Source organism: Sphingomonas sp. 4RDLI-65, assembly GCF_049472435.1.
Taxonomy (GTDB): Bacteria; Pseudomonadota; Alphaproteobacteria; order Sphingomonadales; family Sphingomonadaceae; genus Sphingomonas.
In genome coordinates this window covers 383,543-401,086 of sequence record NZ_JBCEBT010000001.1, presented here as the reverse complement: position 1 = coordinate 401,086, position 17,544 = coordinate 383,543, and the positions used below count along the sequence as shown (strand labels likewise).

General features: G+C 63.8%; 18 protein-coding genes. All 18 read left to right on the top strand.

Annotated features, from left to right (window positions below; all coding sequences use genetic code 11):
* Positions 1 to 4 precede the first annotated feature (4 nt).
* The 18 genes from VH567_RS01580 to nuoN all read left to right on the top strand — a co-directional run bounded on the left by VH567_RS01580 (position 5) and on the right by nuoN (position 17,543).
* Positions 5 to 610, top strand: coding sequence for a M23 family metallopeptidase (locus VH567_RS01580; protein ID WP_423322594.1), 606 nt, complete (start codon positions 5 to 7; stop codon positions 608 to 610).
* Positions 611 to 683: 73 nt separating this feature from the next.
* The gene (gene efp / locus VH567_RS01575) at positions 684 to 1,247 is read left to right on the top strand and encodes an elongation factor P (protein WP_056482276.1); all 564 of its coding nucleotides are present in this window, start codon (positions 684 to 686) and stop codon (positions 1,245 to 1,247) included.
* 162 nt (positions 1,248 to 1,409) lie between these two features.
* The gene (locus tag VH567_RS01570; RefSeq protein WP_353467990.1) at positions 1,410 to 2,222 is read left to right on the top strand and encodes an inositol monophosphatase family protein; all 813 of its coding nucleotides are present in this window, start codon (positions 1,410 to 1,412) and stop codon (positions 2,220 to 2,222) included.
* Positions 2,223 to 2,716: 494 nt separating this feature from the next.
* The gene (locus VH567_RS01565; protein WP_056048518.1) at positions 2,717 to 3,091 is read left to right on the top strand and encodes an NADH-quinone oxidoreductase subunit A; all 375 of its coding nucleotides are present in this window, start codon (positions 2,717 to 2,719) and stop codon (positions 3,089 to 3,091) included.
* On the top strand, positions 3,082 to 3,630 hold the full coding sequence (locus VH567_RS01560; protein WP_187504417.1) for a NuoB/complex I 20 kDa subunit family protein: 549 nt from the start codon (positions 3,082 to 3,084) through the stop codon (positions 3,628 to 3,630). Before VH567_RS01565 ends, VH567_RS01560 begins: the two co-directional genes overlap by 10 nt.
* Entirely contained in the window at positions 3,627 to 4,451 is an 825-nt protein-coding gene (locus VH567_RS01555) for an NADH-quinone oxidoreductase subunit C (protein WP_133031327.1), read from the top strand. Before VH567_RS01560 ends, VH567_RS01555 begins: the two co-directional genes overlap by 4 nt.
* A 20-nt stretch (positions 4,452 to 4,471) precedes the next feature.
* The gene (locus VH567_RS01550) at positions 4,472 to 5,683 is read left to right on the top strand and encodes an NADH-quinone oxidoreductase subunit D (RefSeq protein ID WP_197978397.1); all 1,212 of its coding nucleotides are present in this window, start codon (positions 4,472 to 4,474) and stop codon (positions 5,681 to 5,683) included.
* Positions 5,680 to 5,922: a hypothetical protein gene (locus VH567_RS01545; protein ID WP_423322590.1), complete on the top strand. Its 243-nt coding sequence runs from the start codon at positions 5,680 to 5,682 to the stop codon at positions 5,920 to 5,922. The genes VH567_RS01550 and VH567_RS01545 overlap by 4 nt, the downstream gene beginning before the upstream one ends.
* Entirely contained in the window at positions 5,922 to 6,590 is a 669-nt protein-coding gene (locus VH567_RS01540) for a complex I 24 kDa subunit family protein (protein WP_423322588.1), read from the top strand. The genes VH567_RS01545 and VH567_RS01540 overlap by 1 nt, the downstream gene beginning before the upstream one ends.
* Entirely contained in the window at positions 6,590 to 7,891 is a 1,302-nt protein-coding gene (nuoF, locus tag VH567_RS01535) for an NADH-quinone oxidoreductase subunit NuoF (RefSeq protein WP_423322586.1), read from the top strand. Before VH567_RS01540 ends, nuoF begins: the two co-directional genes overlap by 1 nt.
* Positions 7,891 to 9,885: an NADH-quinone oxidoreductase subunit NuoG gene (nuoG, locus tag VH567_RS01530; protein WP_423322584.1), complete on the top strand. Its 1,995-nt coding sequence runs from the start codon at positions 7,891 to 7,893 to the stop codon at positions 9,883 to 9,885. The genes nuoF and nuoG overlap by 1 nt, the downstream gene beginning before the upstream one ends.
* The gene (gene nuoH / locus VH567_RS01525) at positions 9,882 to 10,928 is read left to right on the top strand and encodes an NADH-quinone oxidoreductase subunit NuoH (RefSeq protein WP_056058320.1); all 1,047 of its coding nucleotides are present in this window, start codon (positions 9,882 to 9,884) and stop codon (positions 10,926 to 10,928) included. The genes nuoG and nuoH overlap by 4 nt, the downstream gene beginning before the upstream one ends.
* Positions 10,925 to 11,410 carry an NADH-quinone oxidoreductase subunit NuoI gene (nuoI, locus tag VH567_RS01520; protein ID WP_055877898.1) on the top strand — a complete coding sequence of 162 codons (486 nt, stop codon included), beginning with the start codon at positions 10,925 to 10,927 and terminating at the stop codon, positions 11,408 to 11,410. The genes nuoH and nuoI overlap by 4 nt, the downstream gene beginning before the upstream one ends.
* Positions 11,411 to 11,535: 125 nt before the next feature.
* Complete coding sequence (locus VH567_RS01515; protein WP_056048540.1) at positions 11,536 to 12,147, top strand: NADH-quinone oxidoreductase subunit J; 612 nt, start codon at positions 11,536 to 11,538, stop codon at positions 12,145 to 12,147.
* A complete protein-coding gene (gene nuoK / locus VH567_RS01510; protein ID WP_082441002.1) occupies positions 12,144 to 12,452 on the top strand; it encodes an NADH-quinone oxidoreductase subunit NuoK in 309 nt (102 codons plus the stop codon). The genes VH567_RS01515 and nuoK overlap by 4 nt, the downstream gene beginning before the upstream one ends.
* 5 nt (positions 12,453 to 12,457) lie before the next feature.
* A complete protein-coding gene (gene nuoL, locus VH567_RS01505) occupies positions 12,458 to 14,563 on the top strand; it encodes an NADH-quinone oxidoreductase subunit L (RefSeq protein WP_423322580.1) in 2,106 nt (701 codons plus the stop codon).
* Positions 14,563 to 16,098: an NADH-quinone oxidoreductase subunit M gene (locus tag VH567_RS01500; RefSeq protein WP_423322578.1), complete on the top strand. Its 1,536-nt coding sequence runs from the start codon at positions 14,563 to 14,565 to the stop codon at positions 16,096 to 16,098. Before nuoL ends, VH567_RS01500 begins: the two co-directional genes overlap by 1 nt.
* Positions 16,098 to 17,543 (top strand): NADH-quinone oxidoreductase subunit NuoN, encoded by a 1,446-nt coding sequence (gene nuoN / locus VH567_RS01495; RefSeq protein WP_423322576.1) that lies wholly within the window; start codon positions 16,098 to 16,100, stop codon positions 17,541 to 17,543. Before VH567_RS01500 ends, nuoN begins: the two co-directional genes overlap by 1 nt.
* Position 17,544: the final 1 nt, after the last annotated feature.

Here is a 17,544-nt window from a genome sequence, read left to right as displayed (position 1 = left end):
GGCTATGACGCGGACGTTCTGGATCATTCTCGGGCTGATCGTCGTCGTGGTTGGCGGGTTTGCGTCGATGCTTTCTTTCGGGAGCGGCGGTAGCGGCATCGAGCGGCGGGTGCCCTGGCGCAAGGCGGCGCCTCCCGCCGAGGTCGCTGCCGTTACCGTGACGCCTGGGGCTTTGGCTATTCCGGTGGCCGGCGTTCCGCGGAAAGCCATCGCGGATAGCTGGAATGACGCGCGGGGCGGTGGTCTGCGCGGGCATCATGGGACGGACATTATGGCGCCAGGCGGCACACCCGTCGTCGCCGCCGCGCCGGGGCGGATCGAGAAGCTGTTCCAGAGTGGGCTTGGTGGCGTCACGCTTTACGTCCGATCGCCCGATCGCCGCTGGACCTATTATTACGCGCATCTCGCCGGGTATGCGGCCGGCCTTCGCGAGGGCATGGCGGTGAAGGCGGGCGATACGCTGGGCTATGTTGGCGACACCGGCGATGCGGGGGCGGGCAATTACCACCTGCATTTTGGGCTGACCAAGATGCAGCCGGGCGAACGTTGGTGGCAGGGCGAGAACGTCAACCCGTACCCGCTGCTTGCCGGACGCGAGCGCGCCCGCTAAAGCCCGCCGCTTCGGGTTTCCGCAGAGTTACGCTTCGCGGACGGCCCCTAGCTCTTTCCAGCAGGAATCGGTCATGAAGATCAACGCGGTCGAGATTCGTCCCGGCAACATCCTTGAATATGAAGGCGGCATCTGGCGCGCCGTCAAGATTCAGCACACCCAGCCCGGCAAGGGCGGTGCGTATATGCAGGTCGAGATGAAGAACCTCATCGACGGCCGCAAGAACAACACTCGCTTCCGCTCCGCCGAGAGCGTCGAGAAGGTGCGGCTCGAGACCGTCGACTTCCAGTTCCTGTTCCGCGAGGGTGACATGCTCACCTTCATGGACAAGATCAATTACGAGCAGATCTCGCTCGACGCCGATATCCTGGGCGATGCCGCAGCGTTCCTGCAGGACGGCATGGACGTGGTGATGGAGCTCTGGGAAGAGCGGCCGATCTCGGTCCAGCTGCCCGATACGATCGAGGCGCTGATCGTCGAGGCGGATGCTGTCGTGAAGGGGCAGACTGCTTCGTCGTCGTACAAGCCGGCGGTGCTTGAGAACGGCGTGCGCGTAATGGTGCCGCCGCATATCGGCGCCGGCACGCGGATCGTCGTCGATGTGTACGAGCAGACCTACGTAAGGCGCGCAGACTAAAATCTGCTCCCCCTCCCGCAAGCGGGAGGGGGCTGGGGGGTGGGCGCCTGCCCTCCACGTCGCGCAACGATAATGGCGCGACTATCTCTACGTTGCGCGACGATGATAGCGCGAGCCCACCCCCGGCCCCTCCCGCATGCGGGAGGGGGGAGTTAGAATAAAATGCCCAGCCATTCCGGCATCATGACCGTCATCGAGCGCGCCGCCCGCAAGGCCGCGCCGCGCCTGCGCCGCGACTTCAACGAGGTCCAGCAGCTCCAGGTGAGCCGTAAAGGTCCCGCGGATTTCGTCAGCCAGGCCGATCAGCGCGCCGAGCAGACGATCTTCGAAGAGCTCAGCCACGCCCGTCCCGACTGGGGCATGCTCATGGAGGAGCGCGGCGAGGTCGCGGGCGATCCGAACAAGCCGCGGTTCATCGTCGATCCCTTGGATGGCACGTCGAACTTCCTCCACGGCATCCCGCATTTCTGCATCTCGATCGCGGTCGAGGAGCCGATGCCGAACGGCAAGCGCGAGGTCACCACCGCGCTGGTGTATCAGCCGCTGACCGATGAGAGCTTCTGGGCGGAAAAGGGCCGGGGGGCCTGGCTCACCGACCAGCGTTTGCGTGTGTCTTCGCGGCGTGACCTGTCCGAATCGCTGATCGCGACGGGGATCCCGTTCCTCGGCCATGGCGACTTTGCGCAGTGGAGCCGGATTTTCGGGGCAGTTGCGCCTGAGGTCGCGGGTATCCGTCGTCTTGGGGCTGCGGCGTTGGATCTGGCTTGGCTTGCGGCGGGGCGTTTCGACGGCTTCTGGGAATCGAACTTGAAGCCTTGGGACGTCGCGGCCGGCATGTTGCTGGTGAAGGAAGCCGGCGGCTTCGTTACCGACTTCCGCGGCGGCGACCGTGCGATGGAGCGCAACGAGTTCCTCGCCGCGAACGACGCGCTGCATTCGCGACTGCATAAGCTGGTGGCCGGCGCGCTGCGTTAAGCCGGGTGGGAGCGAAAGCGCTTTACTGATAGGTGCCACGAGACAGAACTGCGTCACTTTACCCACATCCGTCACCCCAGCGAAAGCTGGGGTATCGTGGTTGGTGGACGATGCGGCTACCACAGGGATACCCCAGCTTTCGCTGGGGTGACGGATGGGTCTGGGAGCCGGGAGGCCGCAAGCCGGATCTCGCGGTGCGGGCGCAACGATCCGTCATGCCGGGCTCGTTCCGGCATCCACCGTTCCGCATTCTCGCCGGCCGTTGGTTTGCGGCGCCGTGGACCCCGGAACCAGTCCGGGGTGACCGGGTGGGTTTGGTAATGTCGCCGCTATTTCGCAGCAGCCCCGTCTGGATGCCCGCGCGCCAAGTAACGCATGTTTCCCACCACCTCCGTCCCTCCTCTTGCGAGTGATTCTCACACCCCCCGAGCCTTGCCCATCACCCCCCATCGGCCTAAAGCGGCCCCGTTCCGTTCGCACTTGCGAGAAGCAATTTGGTCGACCTGTCGCACTATCTTCCGATCCTCCTGTTCCTCGGGATCGCCATCGCATTGTCGAGCACGTTCGTGTTCCTGCCGATGGCCGTCTCGCGCCTCACGGGGTCACACAAGCCTACGCCTGAGAAGCTGAGCGAATACGAGTGCGGCTTCCCCGCATTCGAAGATCCGCGCAGCCAGTTCGACGTACGCTTCTACCTGATCGCCATCCTCTTCATCATCTTCGATCTCGAGGCCGCGTTCCTGTATCCCTGGGCCGTCTCGGTCTTCACGCTCGGCTGGACCGCGTGGATTTCGATGATGATCTTTATCGGCGAATTGGCCCTTGGCCTCGTCTACGCATGGAAGAAGGGAGCACTCGATTGGGAGTAGAGCTTCAGCCCGCACTCGGTGCCTCCAGCTCGCTGGTGCCACCCGATCAGGGCTTTTTCGACGGTTTGAATGGTGAGCTGACGGATAAGGGTTTCCTCGTCACGTCGACTGAGGAGCTGTTCCAGTGGGCCCGCACCGGCTCGCTGTGGTGGATGACGTTCGGGCTCGCGTGCTGTGCGGTCGAGATGATCCACGTCAACATGCCGCGCTACGATCTGGAGCGCTTCGGCGCCGCACCGCGCGCGAGCCCGCGCCAGTCGGACGTGATGATCGTCGCTGGCACGCTGTGCAACAAGATGGCCCCTGCACTCCGCAAGGTATACGACCAGATGTCCGAGCCGAAGTACGTGATCTCGATGGGGTCATGTGCGAACGGCGGCGGCTATTATCATTACAGCTACAGCGTCGTGCGTGGCTGCGATCGGATCGTGCCCGTAGATATCTATGTCCCCGGGTGCCCGCCGACGGCTGAGGCGCTGCTGTACGGCATCATGCAGTTGCAGCGGAAGATCCGGCGGTCCGGGAGCATCGAGCGTTGAGGGCTCCCGCACCAGCTTACACGTCGAACGACGGCGTCATCGACAGCGCCCGCGCGGCGCTTGGCGGCATGCTGCTCGACGCGGTCGACCATGTCGGCGAAGTCGCGCTGCACGTCCGTCGCGAAGACCTGTATGACGCGATGATCGCACTGCGCGACACGCCGGGGCTTGCGTACCAGCAGCTCATGGAGATCGCCGGCGTCGACTATCCGGATCGCGCGGAACGGTTCGAGGTCGTCTATTGCATGCTGTCGCTGACGCGGAACCACCGCCTGCGCGTCCATGTGGCGACCGATGAGGAGAAGCCGGTCCCATCGGTGACCGACATCTGGCCGGTCGCGGGCTGGCTCGAGCGCGAAGTGTACGACATGTACGGCGTGCTGTTCAGCGGCAATCCGGACCTGCGCCGCATCCTGACCGATTACGGTTTCCGCGGTCATCCGCAGCGCAAGGACTTCCCGCTGACCGGGTATGTCGAGCTGCGCTATTCGGAAGAGTCGAAGCGCGTCGTGTACGAGCCCGTACAGCTTGCTCAGGATTTCCGGACGTTCGATTTCATGAGCCCGTGGGAGGGTGCGAATTACGTGCTCCCCGGTGACGAGAAAGGCGCGCTGCCCGAGGCCAAGGGCGCGCCGACGCCGCTCAAGGCCGACACGATCGTCAAGGCGGACGCGGCCCAGTCGCCAACGCAGGCGCCGACCGAACCCAAGAGCACCGAGTCGACCGCGCAGACGGGCGCTGGCAAGCCGGAGTCCGACGCGACCCCGAAGCCGGCGAACCCCGACGTGGTCCCGACCAAGGGTGGAGGACAGAACCAGTGAGTCTGTATGTCGAAGAGCTTCTGGGCGAAGCCGACGCAGCCGATCCGACGACCGGCGACGTCACGATCCAGAACTACACGATCAACTTCGGTCCGCAGCATCCGGCCGCGCACGGCGTGCTTCGGCTCGTCATGGAACTCGACGGCGAGATCGTCGAGCGCGTCGATCCGCATGTCGGCCTGCTCCACCGCGGCACCGAGAAGCTGATCGAGTACAAGACGTACACGCAGGCGCTGCCGTATTTCGATCGTCTCGATTACTGTTCGCCTTTGTGCATGGAGCATAGCTGGGTGCTCGCGGTCGAGAAGCTGCTCGACCTCGAAGTGCCCGAGCGCGCGCAGTATCTGCGCGTGTTCTTTGCCGAGCTGACGCGCATCTCGAACCACATGCTGAACCTCGGGTCGCACGTCATGGACGTCGGCGCGATGACGCCGAACCTGTGGCTGTTCGAGATCCGCGAAGACTGCATGAACTTCTTCGAGCGCGTCTCGGGCGCGCGCATGCATTCGAACTATTTCCGTCCGGGTGGCGTGCATCAGGATGCGCCGTTGAAGCTGCTCGCGGATATCGGCGACTGGCTCGACACGCGCCTGCCGCGGCTGTTCGAGGACGCGATCTCGCTCGTCGCGGACAACCGCATCTTCAAGCAGCGCAACGTCGACATCGCTGTGGTCAGCCGCGACGACGCCATCAAATGGGGCTTTTCGGGCCCGATGATCCGCGGCTCGGGAATCGCCTGGGATTTGCGCAAGTCGCAGCCCTACGATGCTTATGCGAAGATGGACTTCGAGGTGCCGGTCGGCACGCGTGGCGATTGCTATGACCGGTTCATGGTGCGCGTCGAGGAAGTGCGTCAGTCTGCGCGTATCATGAAGCAGTGCCTGCGCGACATGCCCGAGGGGCCGATCGCGTCGCTCGACCGCAAGGTGGTGCCGCCCAAGCGCGCCGAGATGAAGCAGTCGATGGAAGCGCTGATCCATCACTTCAAGCTCTACACCGAGGGCTTCCACGTGCCCGCGGGCGACGTCTATGTCGCGACCGAAAGCCCGAAGGGCGAGTTCGGCGTGTATCTGGTCGCCGATGGCTCGAACAAGCCGTACCGCTGCAAGATTCGCCCGACCGCGTTCTCGCATCTGCAAGCCATGGACTTCATGGCGAAGGGCCACATGCTGGCGGATACGACCGCAATCCTCGGCGCGATGGATATCGTGTTCGGCGAGTGCGACCGATGATGCCTGCACAGAACGGCGCAGTGACCAACGAACTGATCTATTCGGTCCTGCAGAAGATGCAGGGCGATATGTCCGAGATGAAATTCGACGTGCGCGATCTCAGGACGCGGATAACGATGGTCGAGGAGCATCTTGGCAGTTCGATCATCGCGATTTCCGGCGTCAACTCGCGGCTCGATCGGCTGTCCGATTGGGTCGAGCGGATCGAACGTCGCCTAGAACTTACGGATCACGGCTGATGGCTGAAGCACCAAAAATTCCCGACGAGGCCGAGACCCGCGCACGCTGGGGTTCGTTCGCGTGGACGGACGAGAACCAGGTGAAGGCGAACGAGATTCTCGGGCGCTATCCCAAGGGTCGCGAGCAGTCCGCGTCGATCCCGTTGCTCGATCTGGCGCAGCGCCAGGTCGGGGCGGAAACGCAGACGCAGGGCTGGTTGCCGGTGCCGGTGATCGAGTTCGTCGCGCGTCAGATCAGCGTGCCGTACATGCGCGTGTATGAGGTCGTGACCTTCTACACGATGTTCAATCTGGCGCCGGTCGGTCGTTTCCATGTTCAGGTCTGCGGCACGACGCCGTGCATGCTGCGCGGGTCGGACGACGTTCTGGCCGCGTGCAAGAACCGTGGTCTGGTCAAGGGTGGCACGACGCCGGACGGCATGTTCACGCTGACCGAGGTCGAGTGCCTGGGCACGTGCGCGAACGCGCCGATGGTGCAGATCAACGACGATAACTTCGAAGATCTCGATTACGACAAGACGACCGAGATCCTCGAGGCGCTGGCCAATGGCGGCACGCCGACGCCGGGTCCGCAGTTCGGTCGTCGCGCTAGCTGCCCCGAAGGCGGCCCGACGTCGCTAAAGGCGATGGTCGACGCGAACCACGATTACCGGGGGGAGTGGGCCTGATGCTCGCCGATAAGGACCGCATTTTTACCAACGTCTACGGTTTCCAGCCGTGGAATATCGACGCAGCGATCATGCGCGGCGATTGGGACAACACCAAAGACCTGATGGCGCTCGGCCAGGACGCGATCATCGACGTGATGAAGGCGTCGGGGCTGCGCGGGCGTGGCGGTGCGGGTTTCCCGACCGGCACGAAATGGTCGTTCATGCCGAAGGAGCCTAAGCCCGATCGGCCGAACTTCCTCGTCATCAACGCCGATGAATCGGAGCCGGGCAGCTGCAAGGATCGCGAGATCATTCGGCACGATCCGCACAAGCTGATCGAGGGCGCGCTCATCGCCGGGTTCGCAATGCGCGCGCGCGCCGCGTACATCTACATCCGCGGCGAATATATCCGCGAGGCCGAGACGCTCTTCGCGGCGGTCGCCGAAGCATACGACCGCGGCTTCATCGGTAAGAATGCGTGCGGGACGGGCTACGACTTCGACGTGTTCGTGCATCGTGGTGCGGGCGCGTACATCTGCGGCGAAGAGACCGCGATGTTGGAGAGCCTCGAGGGCAAGAAGGGCCAGCCGCGGCTGAAGCCACCTTTTCCGGCAGGTGCTGGTCTTTATGGCTGCCCGACGACGGTCAACAACGTCGAGTCGATCGCGGTTGCGCCGACGATCCTGCGGCGTGGCGCGGCGTGGTTCTCCAGCTTTGGCGCGGAGAACAATCGCGGTACTAAGCTGTTCCAGATCAGCGGCCATGTGAACAAGCCGTGCGTGGTCGAGGAGGAGATGAGCATCTCGTTCCGCGACCTGATCGAGACGCATTGCGGTGGTATCCGCGGCGGTTGGGACAACCTGCTTGCCGTGATCCCGGGTGGTTCGTCCGTGCCGTTGGTGCCCGCCGCGCAGATCATGGACTGTGCGATGGACTTCGACGGCCTGAAGGCGGTCGGCTCAGGCCTTGGCACCGCGGCGATCATCGTCATGGACAAGTCGACCGACATTGTTCGCGCGATCAGCCGTATCTCGTACTTCTACAAGCATGAGAGCTGCGGCCAGTGCACGCCGTGCCGCGAAGGCACCGGCTGGATGTGGCGCGTGATGGAACGGATGCGCACCGGCGACGCCGAACTGTCCGAGATCGACATGCTCCAGCAGGTCACCAAGCAGGTCGAGGGTCACTCGATCTGCGCGCTCGGTGACGCAGCCGCATGGCCGATCCAGGGCCTGATCAAGCATTTCCGCCCAGAGATGGAACGCCGTATCCGCGAACGTGGTGGCGACACCGCGCCGATGATGGAAGCCGCAGAGTAATGCCCTTAGTCAAAGTCGATGGCGTAGAGATCGAGGTGCCGCAGGGCGCCACCGTGCTGCAGGCGTGTGAGCTTGCCGGCAAGGAGATCCCGCGTTTCTGTTATCATGAGCGCCTGAGCATCGCCGGCAATTGCCGGATGTGCCTGGTCGAGGTGAAGCCTGGTCCGCCCAAGCCGCAGGCGTCGTGCGCGCTGCCGGCGGCGGACAAGCAGGAGATCTTCACCAACTCGCCGATGGTCAAGAATGCCCGCGAGGGCATCATGGAATTCCTGCTGATCAACCATCCGCTCGATTGCCCGATCTGCGATCAGGGCGGCGAGTGCGATCTTCAGGATCAGTCGGTTGCGTACGGCCGCGGCCATTCGCGCTACGATGAGAACAAGCGCGCGGTCACCGAGAAGTATATGGGTCCGATCGTCAAGACGGTCATGACCCGCTGCATCCAGTGCACGCGCTGCATCCGGTTCGCCGAGGAAGTGTCCGGCGTCGAGGAGATCGGTGCGATCTTCCGCGGCGAGGATATGCAGATCACCTCGTATCTCGAGAATGCGGTCAAGAGCGAGCTGAGCGGCAACGTCGTCGATCTGTGCCCGGTCGGTGCGCTGACGTCGAAGCCGTACGCGTTCGAGGCGCGCCCCTGGGAATTGCGCAAGACGCTGACGATCGACGTGATGGACGCGGTCGGCACCAACATCCGGCTCGACAGCCGTGGGCGCCAGGTGCTGCGCTGCGTACCGCGGATCAACGAGGACGTGAACGAGGAGTGGGCGACCGACAAGACGCGCCACGCGATCGACGGCCTAGTCCGTCGTCGTCTCGACAAGCCCTATGTCCGGGTGAACGGCAAGCTCCAGCCCGCGACGTGGGACGAAGCGTTCGCGGCGATCAAGGCGGTAAACGCCGGGTCTAGCGTTGCCGCGGTCGCCGGCGATCTGGTCGATTGCGAAACGATGTACGCCGCCAAGGCACTGCTCGCGAAGATGGGTTCGAGCCTGCTCGAAGGCCGTCAGACCGGCATGGATTACGACGCGACGAGCATCGCTGCGGTCAATTTCAACACGACGATCGCCGGCACCGAGCGTGCCGACGCGATCCTGCTGGTGGGCACCAACCTGCGCTGGGAAGCGCCGCTGGTGAACACGCGGGTGCGCAAGGCTATCAAGAAGGGCGCGAAGGTCTTCGCGATCGGGCCGGAGACGGACCTGACCTACAAGGTCGAGTGGTTCGGTGACGATCTGGCGCTCCTCGGCGCTCTGCCCGAGGCGGTGACCGAGGCGTTCGGCAAGGCTGAGCGTCCGATGGTGATCGTCGGTGGCGGCGCGCTGAAGGGTGGCCATGCGGCTGCGCTGAAGCTGGTCGACACGCTGGGGCTCGTGAAGGCGGACTGGAACGGCTTCAACGTCGTTCACATGGCGGCTTCGCGGATGGGCGGGCTCATGCTCGGCTACGCGCAGAAGGGCGGCATCGCCGACGTGATGGGGGCGAAGCTCGGCTTCTTCCTCGGCGCGGACGAGATCGATTATTCGAAGTTCGCCGGCTTCAAGGTGTTCGTGGGGCATCACGGCGACATGGGGGCTGCGGCTGCCGACGTCATCCTGCCGGGTGTCACCTATGCCGAGAAGTCGGGCACGTGGGTCAATCTCGAAGGGCGCGTCCAGCGCGGCGAGCGCGCGGTGTTTGCACCGGGCGACGCGCGTGACGACTGGTCGATCTTCCGCGCGCTGTCCGACACGCTCGGACACACGCTGCCGTTCGACAGCTTCGAGGGTCTGCGCGAGGAAATGTACGCGGACGTGCCTGCGTTGCGTCATCAGGCGCTCGCGACGTTCGAGTGGAACCCGCCTTCGCTTTCGGGTGAAGGGCAGGGCATTCTCGCCGGCTATCCGATCAAGGACTTTTATCTGACCAACGCGATCTGCCGCGCGTCGCCGACGATGCAGCGCTGCTCGGCCGAACTTCTCCACGGGGAAGATTACGCGGAGGCAGCCGAATGATCTCCTGGTTCGAATCCTCGCTCGGTTATGACTGGGCGTTCTTCCTCGCGACGATCATCGATATCCTCGTGATCGCCCTGCCGCTGATGCTGGCGGTGGCGATGATCATCTATGCCGATCGCAAGATCTGGGCGGCGATGGCGTTGCGGCGTGGTCCGAACGTCGTCGGTCCGTTCGGTCTGCTCCAGAGCTTCGCCGACGGCCTGAAGGTGTTCCTGCAGGAGACGATCGTCCCCGCAGCCGCCAACCGGACGCTGTTCCTGCTGGCGCCGATCATCACCTTCACGGTCGCGCTGATCGTCTGGGCGGTGGTGCCGTTCGGGGTCGGCGTCGTGCTGGCCGACATCAACGTTGGCCTGCTCTACGTGCTCGCGGCCTCGTCGCTCGGCGTGTACGGGATCATCCTGTCGGGCTGGGCGTCGAACTCGAAATACCCGTTCTATTCGGCGCTTCGTGCGGCGGCACAGATGGTGTCGTATGAAGTCGCGATTGGCTTCATCCTGATTTCGGTCGTGCTGTGGACCGGCAGCTTCAACCTGTCGGCGATCGTGATGGCGCAGAAGTCGCACGTATGGTTCTTCAACGGGTACATCCTGAACCCGCTGATGTTCCCGATGGCGGTGATGTTCTTCATCTCGTCGCTGGCCGAGACGCAGCGCGCACCGTTCGATCTGACCGAGGCGGAGAGCGAGCTCGTCGCCGGCTACCAGACCGAATATTCGTCGATGTCGTTCGCGCTCTTCTGGCTCGGCGAGTACGCCAACGTGCTGCTGATGTGCGCGCTGAACGCGACGCTGTTCTGGGGCGGGTGGCTGCCACCGGTCGACTGGGCGCCGCTGTATTACGTGCCGGGGATCATCTGGCTGTTCGCCAAGATCCTGTTCTTCTTCTTCCTGTTCAGCTGGGTGAAGGCGACCGTGCCGCGTTATCGCTACGATCAGCTGATGCGGCTCGGCTGGAAGGTTTTCCTCCCCGTCTCGCTGTTTTGGGTTTTCCTCGTGTCGGGCTATCTAATGCTGACGCGCGTTGGAGTGGGTTCATGAGCGTCGCTCAGATCATCAAGTCGTTCACCTTGTGGGAATTCGTGAAGGCGCACGCGTTGACGCTTCGCTATTTCTTTAAGGAAAAGGCGACGATCAACTATCCGTACGAGCGCAACCCGGTGTCGCCGCGGTTCCGTGGCGAGCATGCGCTGCGTCGCTATCCGAACGGCGAAGAGCGGTGCATCGCCTGCAAGCTGTGCGAGGCGGTTTGCCCTGCCCAAGCTATTACAATTGAAGCCGAGCCGCGTGACGACGGTTCGCGCCGCACGACGCGCTACGACATCGACATGACCAAGTGCATTTACTGCGGCCTGTGCGCCGAGGCGTGCCCGGTCGATGCGATCGTCGAGGGACCGAACTACGAGTTCGCCACCGAGACGCGCGAAGAGCTGATCTACGACAAGTCGAAGCTGCTCGATAATGGCGACCGTTGGGAAAGCGCGATCGCGGCGAACCTTGCCGCCGATGCGCCGTACCGTTAAGCGAGCGCCGCGATGACACAGATTAACTCCGTCGTCCCAGCGCAGGCTGGGATCTCTTGCCGCACGGGCACACCCACCAACGTGAAGACCCCAGCGTTCGCTGGGGCGACGGGGAGGGTGATCGCGTGATCCAGGCCTTGGCTTTTTATCTCTTCGCCTTCGTCGTCGTCCTGTCGGGCGCGCTGACGATCGCGTCGCGCAACCCGGTCCATTCGGTGATGTGGCTGATCCTTGCGTTCTTCAACGCGGCCGGCCTCATGATTCTGGTCGGTGCCGAGTTCATCGCGATGCTGCTCGTCATCGTTTATGTCGGTGCGGTCGCGGTGCTGTTCCTGTTCGTGGTGATGATGCTCGACATCGACTTCACCGAGCTTCGCGCAGGCGTCGCCCGGTATTTCGGGATCGGCCTCGCTCTCGCCGTCGCACTCGCCGCCGAGGTGATGATCGCGATCGGAGCATGGAGCACGGGCCCGATCCAGCTTGCACGTCGTGCCGCACCGATCGACGACACCGTGCCGAACATCCAGGCGATCGGTAACCTGCTCTACACGCGCTATCTGTTCGTGTTCGAGGGCGCCGGCCTGGTGCTGCTGGTTGCGATGATCGGGGCGATCGTGCTGACCCACCGTCAGCGTGGCGGCGTCAAGGCGCAGAACATCAGCCGCCAGAACGCGCGTCGTCCGCAGGATGCCACGCGCAACACGAGCCCGGTCGTCGGGCAGGGAGTCGAACTGTGACGATCGGTCTCGTCCATTATCTGGTCGTCGCGGCGATCCTGTTCACGATGGGGGTGCTCGGCATCTTCCTGAACCGCAAGAACCTCATCGTCATCCTGATGGCGATCGAGTTGATCCTGCTGGCGGTGAACATCAATCTCGTCGCGTTTTCGGCGTTCCTCCACGATCTCGTCGGACAGGTGTTCGCGATGTTCGTGCTTACGGTCGCCGCGGGTGAGGCCGCGATCGGCCTCGCCATTCTCGTGATCTATTTCCGCGGTCGCGGCACCATCGCGGTCGACGACGTCAACCGGATGAAGGGGTAATACGGTTGATCCAGCTTATCGTCTTCCTGCCGTTACTGGCCGCGATCGTTGCCGGGTTCGGCAATCGCGCGATCGGCAACGTGCCGGCGAAACTCGTCACCACGGCTGCGCTGTTCGGCTCGTGCCTGTTGTCCTGGCCGATTTTCATCGGCTTCCTCTCGGGCACCAGCACGGCCACCGTCGCGCCGCTGCTCGACTTCATCCATTCCGGCGACATGAACGTCGCGTGGTCGTTGCGCGTCGATGCGCTGACCGCGGTGATGCTCGTGGTCGTCACGTCGGTCTCGGCGCTCGTCCATTTGTATAGCTGGGGCTATATGGATGAAGATCCTGATCAGCCGCGCTTTTTTGCGTATCTGTCGCTGTTTACCTTCGCGATGCTGATGCTCGTGACGGCCAACAACCTCGTCCAGATGTTCTTCGGCTGGGAAGGCGTGGGTCTCGCATCCTACCTCCTGATCGGGTTCTGGTTCCGCAAGCCGTCTGCCAGCGCTGCGGCTATCAAGGCGTTCGTCGTCAACCGCGTCGGCGATCTCGGCTTCATGCTCGGTATCTTCGGCACGTTCCTGGTGTTCGGCACGGTCTCGATCCCCGAGATCCTCGCCGCAGCCCCTGGCATGGCGGGCTCGACGCTCGGCTTCCTCGGCTACCGCTTCGACACGATGACGGTGCTCTGCTTACTCCTGTTCGTCGGTGCGATGGGCAAGTCGGCGCAGCTCGGCCTGCACACCTGGTTGCCGGACGCGATGGAGGGCCCGACCCCGGTGTCGGCGCTGATCCACGCGGCGACGATGGTCACCGCCGGCGTGTTCATGGTCTGCCGCCTGTCGCCGATGTTCGAGATGAGCCCGGTCGCGCTGACCGTGGTCACCTCGGTCGGTGCCGCGACCTGCCTGTTCGCCGCCACCTGCGGCCTGGTACAGACCGACATCAAGCGCGTGATCGCGTATTCGACCTGTTCGCAGCTCGGCTACATGTTCTTCGCGGCCGGTGTCGGCGCGTACGGCGCGGCGATGTTCCACCTCTTCACACACGCGTTCTTCAAGGCGCTGCTGTTCCTCGGCGCCGGCTCGGTCATCCATGCGATGCACCACGAGCAGGACATGCGCTATTATGGCGGCCTGCGTAAAAAGATCCCGGTGACGTTCTGGGCGATGATGGCGGGTACGCTCGCGATCACCGGCGTCGGCATCCCCGGCATCTTCGGCAACAGCGCGATCGGGTTCGCAGGCTTCCATTCGAAGGATGCGATCATCGAGGCGAGCTGGGCTGCGGGCCAGCCGGGCGTGTGGTTCGTCGGCGTGCTCGTCGCGTTGCTGACCAGCTTCTATTCGTGGCGCCTGATGTTCCTCACCTTCTGGGGCAAGCCGCGCTGGGCTGCGTCGGAGCACATCCAGCATGCGCTCCATGATGCGCATGGCCATGACGACCACGCACACGACGCGCATCACGCGGATGATCATCATGCAAACCCGGCTCAGGCCGAGGACGCAGGACATGCGCCGCACGGTCATCACGATGCAACGCATGCACCGGCCGAAGGCGATGGCGGGTATCACCCGCATGAGAGCCCGTTGCCGATGCTGATCCCGCTGATCGTCCTGTCGATCGGTGCGGTGCTTGCCGGCTTCGTGTTCCACGGCTTCTTCATCGAGCCGACCGCAGGCGAAGAGTTCTGGAAGGGCGCACTCGCGTTCCGCGAACATCTGATGCACGAAATGCACGGCGTGCCGTTGCTGATCAAACTGTCGGCGACGATCGCGATGCTGCTCGGCCTGCTGACCGCCTGGTACGCCTATATCAAGGCACCGACGTTCCCGGCCAAGGTCGTCGAACAGTTCGGCGTGCTCTACGACTTCCTGCTGCATAAGTGGTATTTCGACGAGCTTTATGACCTGATCTTCGTCCGTCCGGCCTTCGCGATCGGTCGCTTCCTGTGGCACCGCGGCGACGAGAAGACGATCAACCGGTTCGGGCCCGACGGCGCGACCTGGGTCGTCCAGATCGGCAGCCGCGTGGCCAACCGCTTCCAGACGGGATACCTCTACACCTATGCCTTCGTCATGCTGATCGGGCTGACCGCAGCCGTAACTTGGGCGATCGGACTGTAATGACCGGCTTTCCTATCCTCTCCGTCCTGATCGCGGTCCCGATGATCGCGGCCATCGCGTGCCTGTTCGTCTCGGCCAACACGGCGCGGACGCTGGCGCTCGCGGCGACGCTGATCGACTTCGTTCTCGGCATCATGCTGTGGATGAACTACGACATCGGCGGTGCGCAGTGGCAGTTCGTCGAGCATGCCCCCGGCATCTTCGGCCCGTTCGGCTGGTCGCTCGGCATCGATGGCTTCGCGTTGATGCTGATCATGCTCAGCGTGTTCCTGATGCCGATCTGCATCGGCGCCAGCTGGCGCTCGATCACGACCCGCGTGCCCGAATACATGGCGGCGTTCCTGTTCACCGAAGTGCTGATGATCGGCACGTTCGCGGCGCAGGACCTGTTCCTGTTCTACGTGTTCTTCGAAGCCGGCCTGATCCCGATGTACCTGATCATCGGCATCTGGGGCGGCGCGAACCGGATCTACGCGTCGTACAAGTTCTTCCTGTACACGCTGCTCGGCTCGGTCCTGATGTTCATCGCGATGCTGTACATGGCGAAGACCGCAGGCACGACCAGCATCCCGGCGCTGATGAACTACGACTTCCCGGCGCATGTGCAGACGTGGCTGTGGCTGGCGTTCTTCGCGTCGTTCGCGGTCAAGATGCCGATGTGGCCGGTCCACACCTGGTTGCCCGACGCGCACGTCCAGGCGCCGACCGCGGGCTCGGTGATCCTGGCGGGCGTGCTGCTGAAGCTCGGCGGCTACGGCTTCCTGCGCTTCCTGTTGCCGATGTTCCCCGAAGCATCGGGCCAGCTGACATGGCTGATCTTCGGTCTGTCGGCGGTCGCGGTGATCTACACGTCGCTCGTCGCGCTCGTGCAGTCGGACATGAAGAAGCTGATCGCCTATTCGTCTGTCGCGCATATGGCGATCGTCACGATCGGCCTGTTCGCGTTCAACCGGCAGGGCATCGAAGGCGCGATGATCATGATGCTGAGCCACGGCCTGGTATCGGGTGCGTTGTTCCTGTGCGTCGGCGTCATCTACGACCAGCTCCATACCCGCGAGATCTCGCGCTATGGCGGTCTCGCGATCAACATGCCGAAATACGCGATCTTCTTCCTGTTCTTCACGATGGCATCGATCGGCCTGCCGGGCACCAGCGGCTTCGTCGCCGAGTTCCTGTCGCTGATGGGCACGTATCAGGTCTCGACCTGGACTGCGTTGCTCTGTACGACGAGCATCATCCTTGGTGCCGCGTACATGCTGTTCCTGTACCGTCGCGTCGTGTTCGGCGAGATCAAGGCCGACGACGTCCGTGCGATGGTCGACCTGTCGGGCCGCGAGATGTGGCTGCTCGCACCGATCGCAGCCGTCGTGCTGTGGATGGGTGTGTACCCAGAGAGCTTCCTGGCACCGATGCGCAAGGACGTGGGCGTGCTTCTCGCCCGTGTCGACCGCGCCAAGCCTGCCAGCGATTCAAACCCAACCGCGGGGAAGCCCGCTGCAATTGTCCATAGTGCCGCGCACGGGGAGGCACACTGATGGATTACGCCGCTAACATCGCAATGACCCTGCCCGAACTGGTGCTGGCGCTGGGTGCGATCGCCCTGATGCTCGTCTCGGCCTGGGGCGGGGACAAGTCCACGCGCGCCGTCTCGATCGCCGCCGTGTTCGTGCTCGTCGGGGCAGGGATCGCGCTTGTCGGCCCGGCTTCGTCGGGTGGCTATGCGTTCGACGGCCTGTACCGCGCAGACGCGTTCGGCGCGTTCGCCAAGGTGCTGATCTACATCGCCTCGGCGGTCGCGATCGTGATGGCGCCGAGCTTTTTCGCGCGCAGCCACGGCGACAATCTGCGTCCGGAATATCCGGTGCTGATCCTGCTGTCGGCCTGCGGCATGGGGATCATGGTCTCGGCCACCGACATGCTGACGCTGTATGTCGGTCTCGAGCTCCAGAGCCTCGCGGCCTATGTTCTCGCCAGCTTTATGCGGCGCGACGGGCGTTCGGCAGAAGCCGGCCTGAAGTATTTCGTGCTCGGCGCGCTCGCCAGCGGCATCCTGCTGTACGGCATCTCGCTGGTCTACGGGTTCAGCGGTACGACGCTGTTCTCGGGGATCTCGGAAGCCTATGCCGGCACCAAGTCGCTTGGGCTGTTGTTCGGTCTGGTGTTCGTGTTCGCAGGGCTCGCGTTCAAGATCAGCGCCGTGCCGTTCCACATGTGGACGCCCGACGTGTACGAGGGCGCACCGACCCCGGTCACCGCGTTCTTCGCGTCCGCCCCGAAGGTCGCGGCGCTTGCGCTGAGCGTCCGCGTTGCGGTCGATGCGATGGGGCCGGCAACCGACCAGTGGCGCCAGATCGTGATCTTCGCGGCACTCGCCTCGATCATCCTCGGCGCGGTTGCGGCGATCGGCCAGACCAACATCAAGCGCCTGCTCGCCTATTCGTCGATCAACAATGTCGGCTTCGCGCTGATCGGTCTCGCGGCCGGGACGCCGGAAGGCGTGTCGGGCGTGTTGATGTACCTGACGATCTACGTCGCGATGACGCTGGGCTCGTTCCTGGTCGTGTTGCAGATGCGTGGTGACGACGGGCAACCGGTCGAGACGATCGACAGCCTCGCCGGCATGTCGCGGACCCGGCCTGCACTGGCAGCGGCGCTCGCGATCTTCATGTTCAGCCTCGCCGGCATCCCGCCGCTGTTCGGCTTCTACGCGAAGTTCGCGGTGTTCAGCGCGGCGGTCGACGCAGGGCTGTTCCCGCTGGCGGTGGTCGGTATCGCCGCCTCGGTGATCGGCGCGTATTATTATCTGCGCGTCGTGAAGACGATGTATTTCGACGATCCGGCCCCGGCGTTCGCGCCGATGGAGAGCAAGGTCGAGGGTGGCCTGATCGCCATCGCCGCGGTGTTCGTGTCGCCAGCCGGTTATCTCCTCATCCCCGTGCTCGGCGCGTGGACGATGGCGGCCGCACGGGCGCTGTTCTGAG

Bases quoted from the DNA above. Each gene is read 5' to 3' on its own strand.
- VH567_RS01580 (WP_423322594.1), top strand. From the start codon at position 5: ATGACGCGGACGTTCTGGATCATTCTCGGGCTGATCGTCGTCGTGGTT.
- VH567_RS01570 (WP_353467990.1), top strand. From the start codon at position 1,410: ATGCCCAGCCATTCCGGCATCATGACCGTCATCGAGCGCGCCGCCCGC.
- VH567_RS01540 (WP_423322588.1), top strand. From the start codon at position 5,922: ATGGCTGAAGCACCAAAAATTCCCGACGAGGCCGAGACCCGCGCACGC.
- VH567_RS01545 (WP_423322590.1), top strand. From the start codon at position 5,680: ATGATGCCTGCACAGAACGGCGCAGTGACCAACGAACTGATCTATTCG.
- nuoF (WP_423322586.1), top strand. From the start codon at position 6,590: ATGCTCGCCGATAAGGACCGCATTTTTACCAACGTCTACGGTTTCCAG.
- VH567_RS01500 (WP_423322578.1), top strand. From the start codon at position 14,563: ATGACCGGCTTTCCTATCCTCTCCGTCCTGATCGCGGTCCCGATGATC.
- nuoN (WP_423322576.1), top strand. From the start codon at position 16,098: ATGGATTACGCCGCTAACATCGCAATGACCCTGCCCGAACTGGTGCTG.
- nuoH (WP_056058320.1), top strand. From the start codon at position 9,882: ATGATCTCCTGGTTCGAATCCTCGCTCGGTTATGACTGGGCGTTCTTC.
- efp (WP_056482276.1), top strand. From the start codon at position 684: ATGAAGATCAACGCGGTCGAGATTCGTCCCGGCAACATCCTTGAATAT.
- nuoI (WP_055877898.1), top strand. From the start codon at position 10,925: ATGAGCGTCGCTCAGATCATCAAGTCGTTCACCTTGTGGGAATTCGTG.
- nuoG (WP_423322584.1), top strand. From the start codon at position 7,891: ATGCCCTTAGTCAAAGTCGATGGCGTAGAGATCGAGGTGCCGCAGGGC.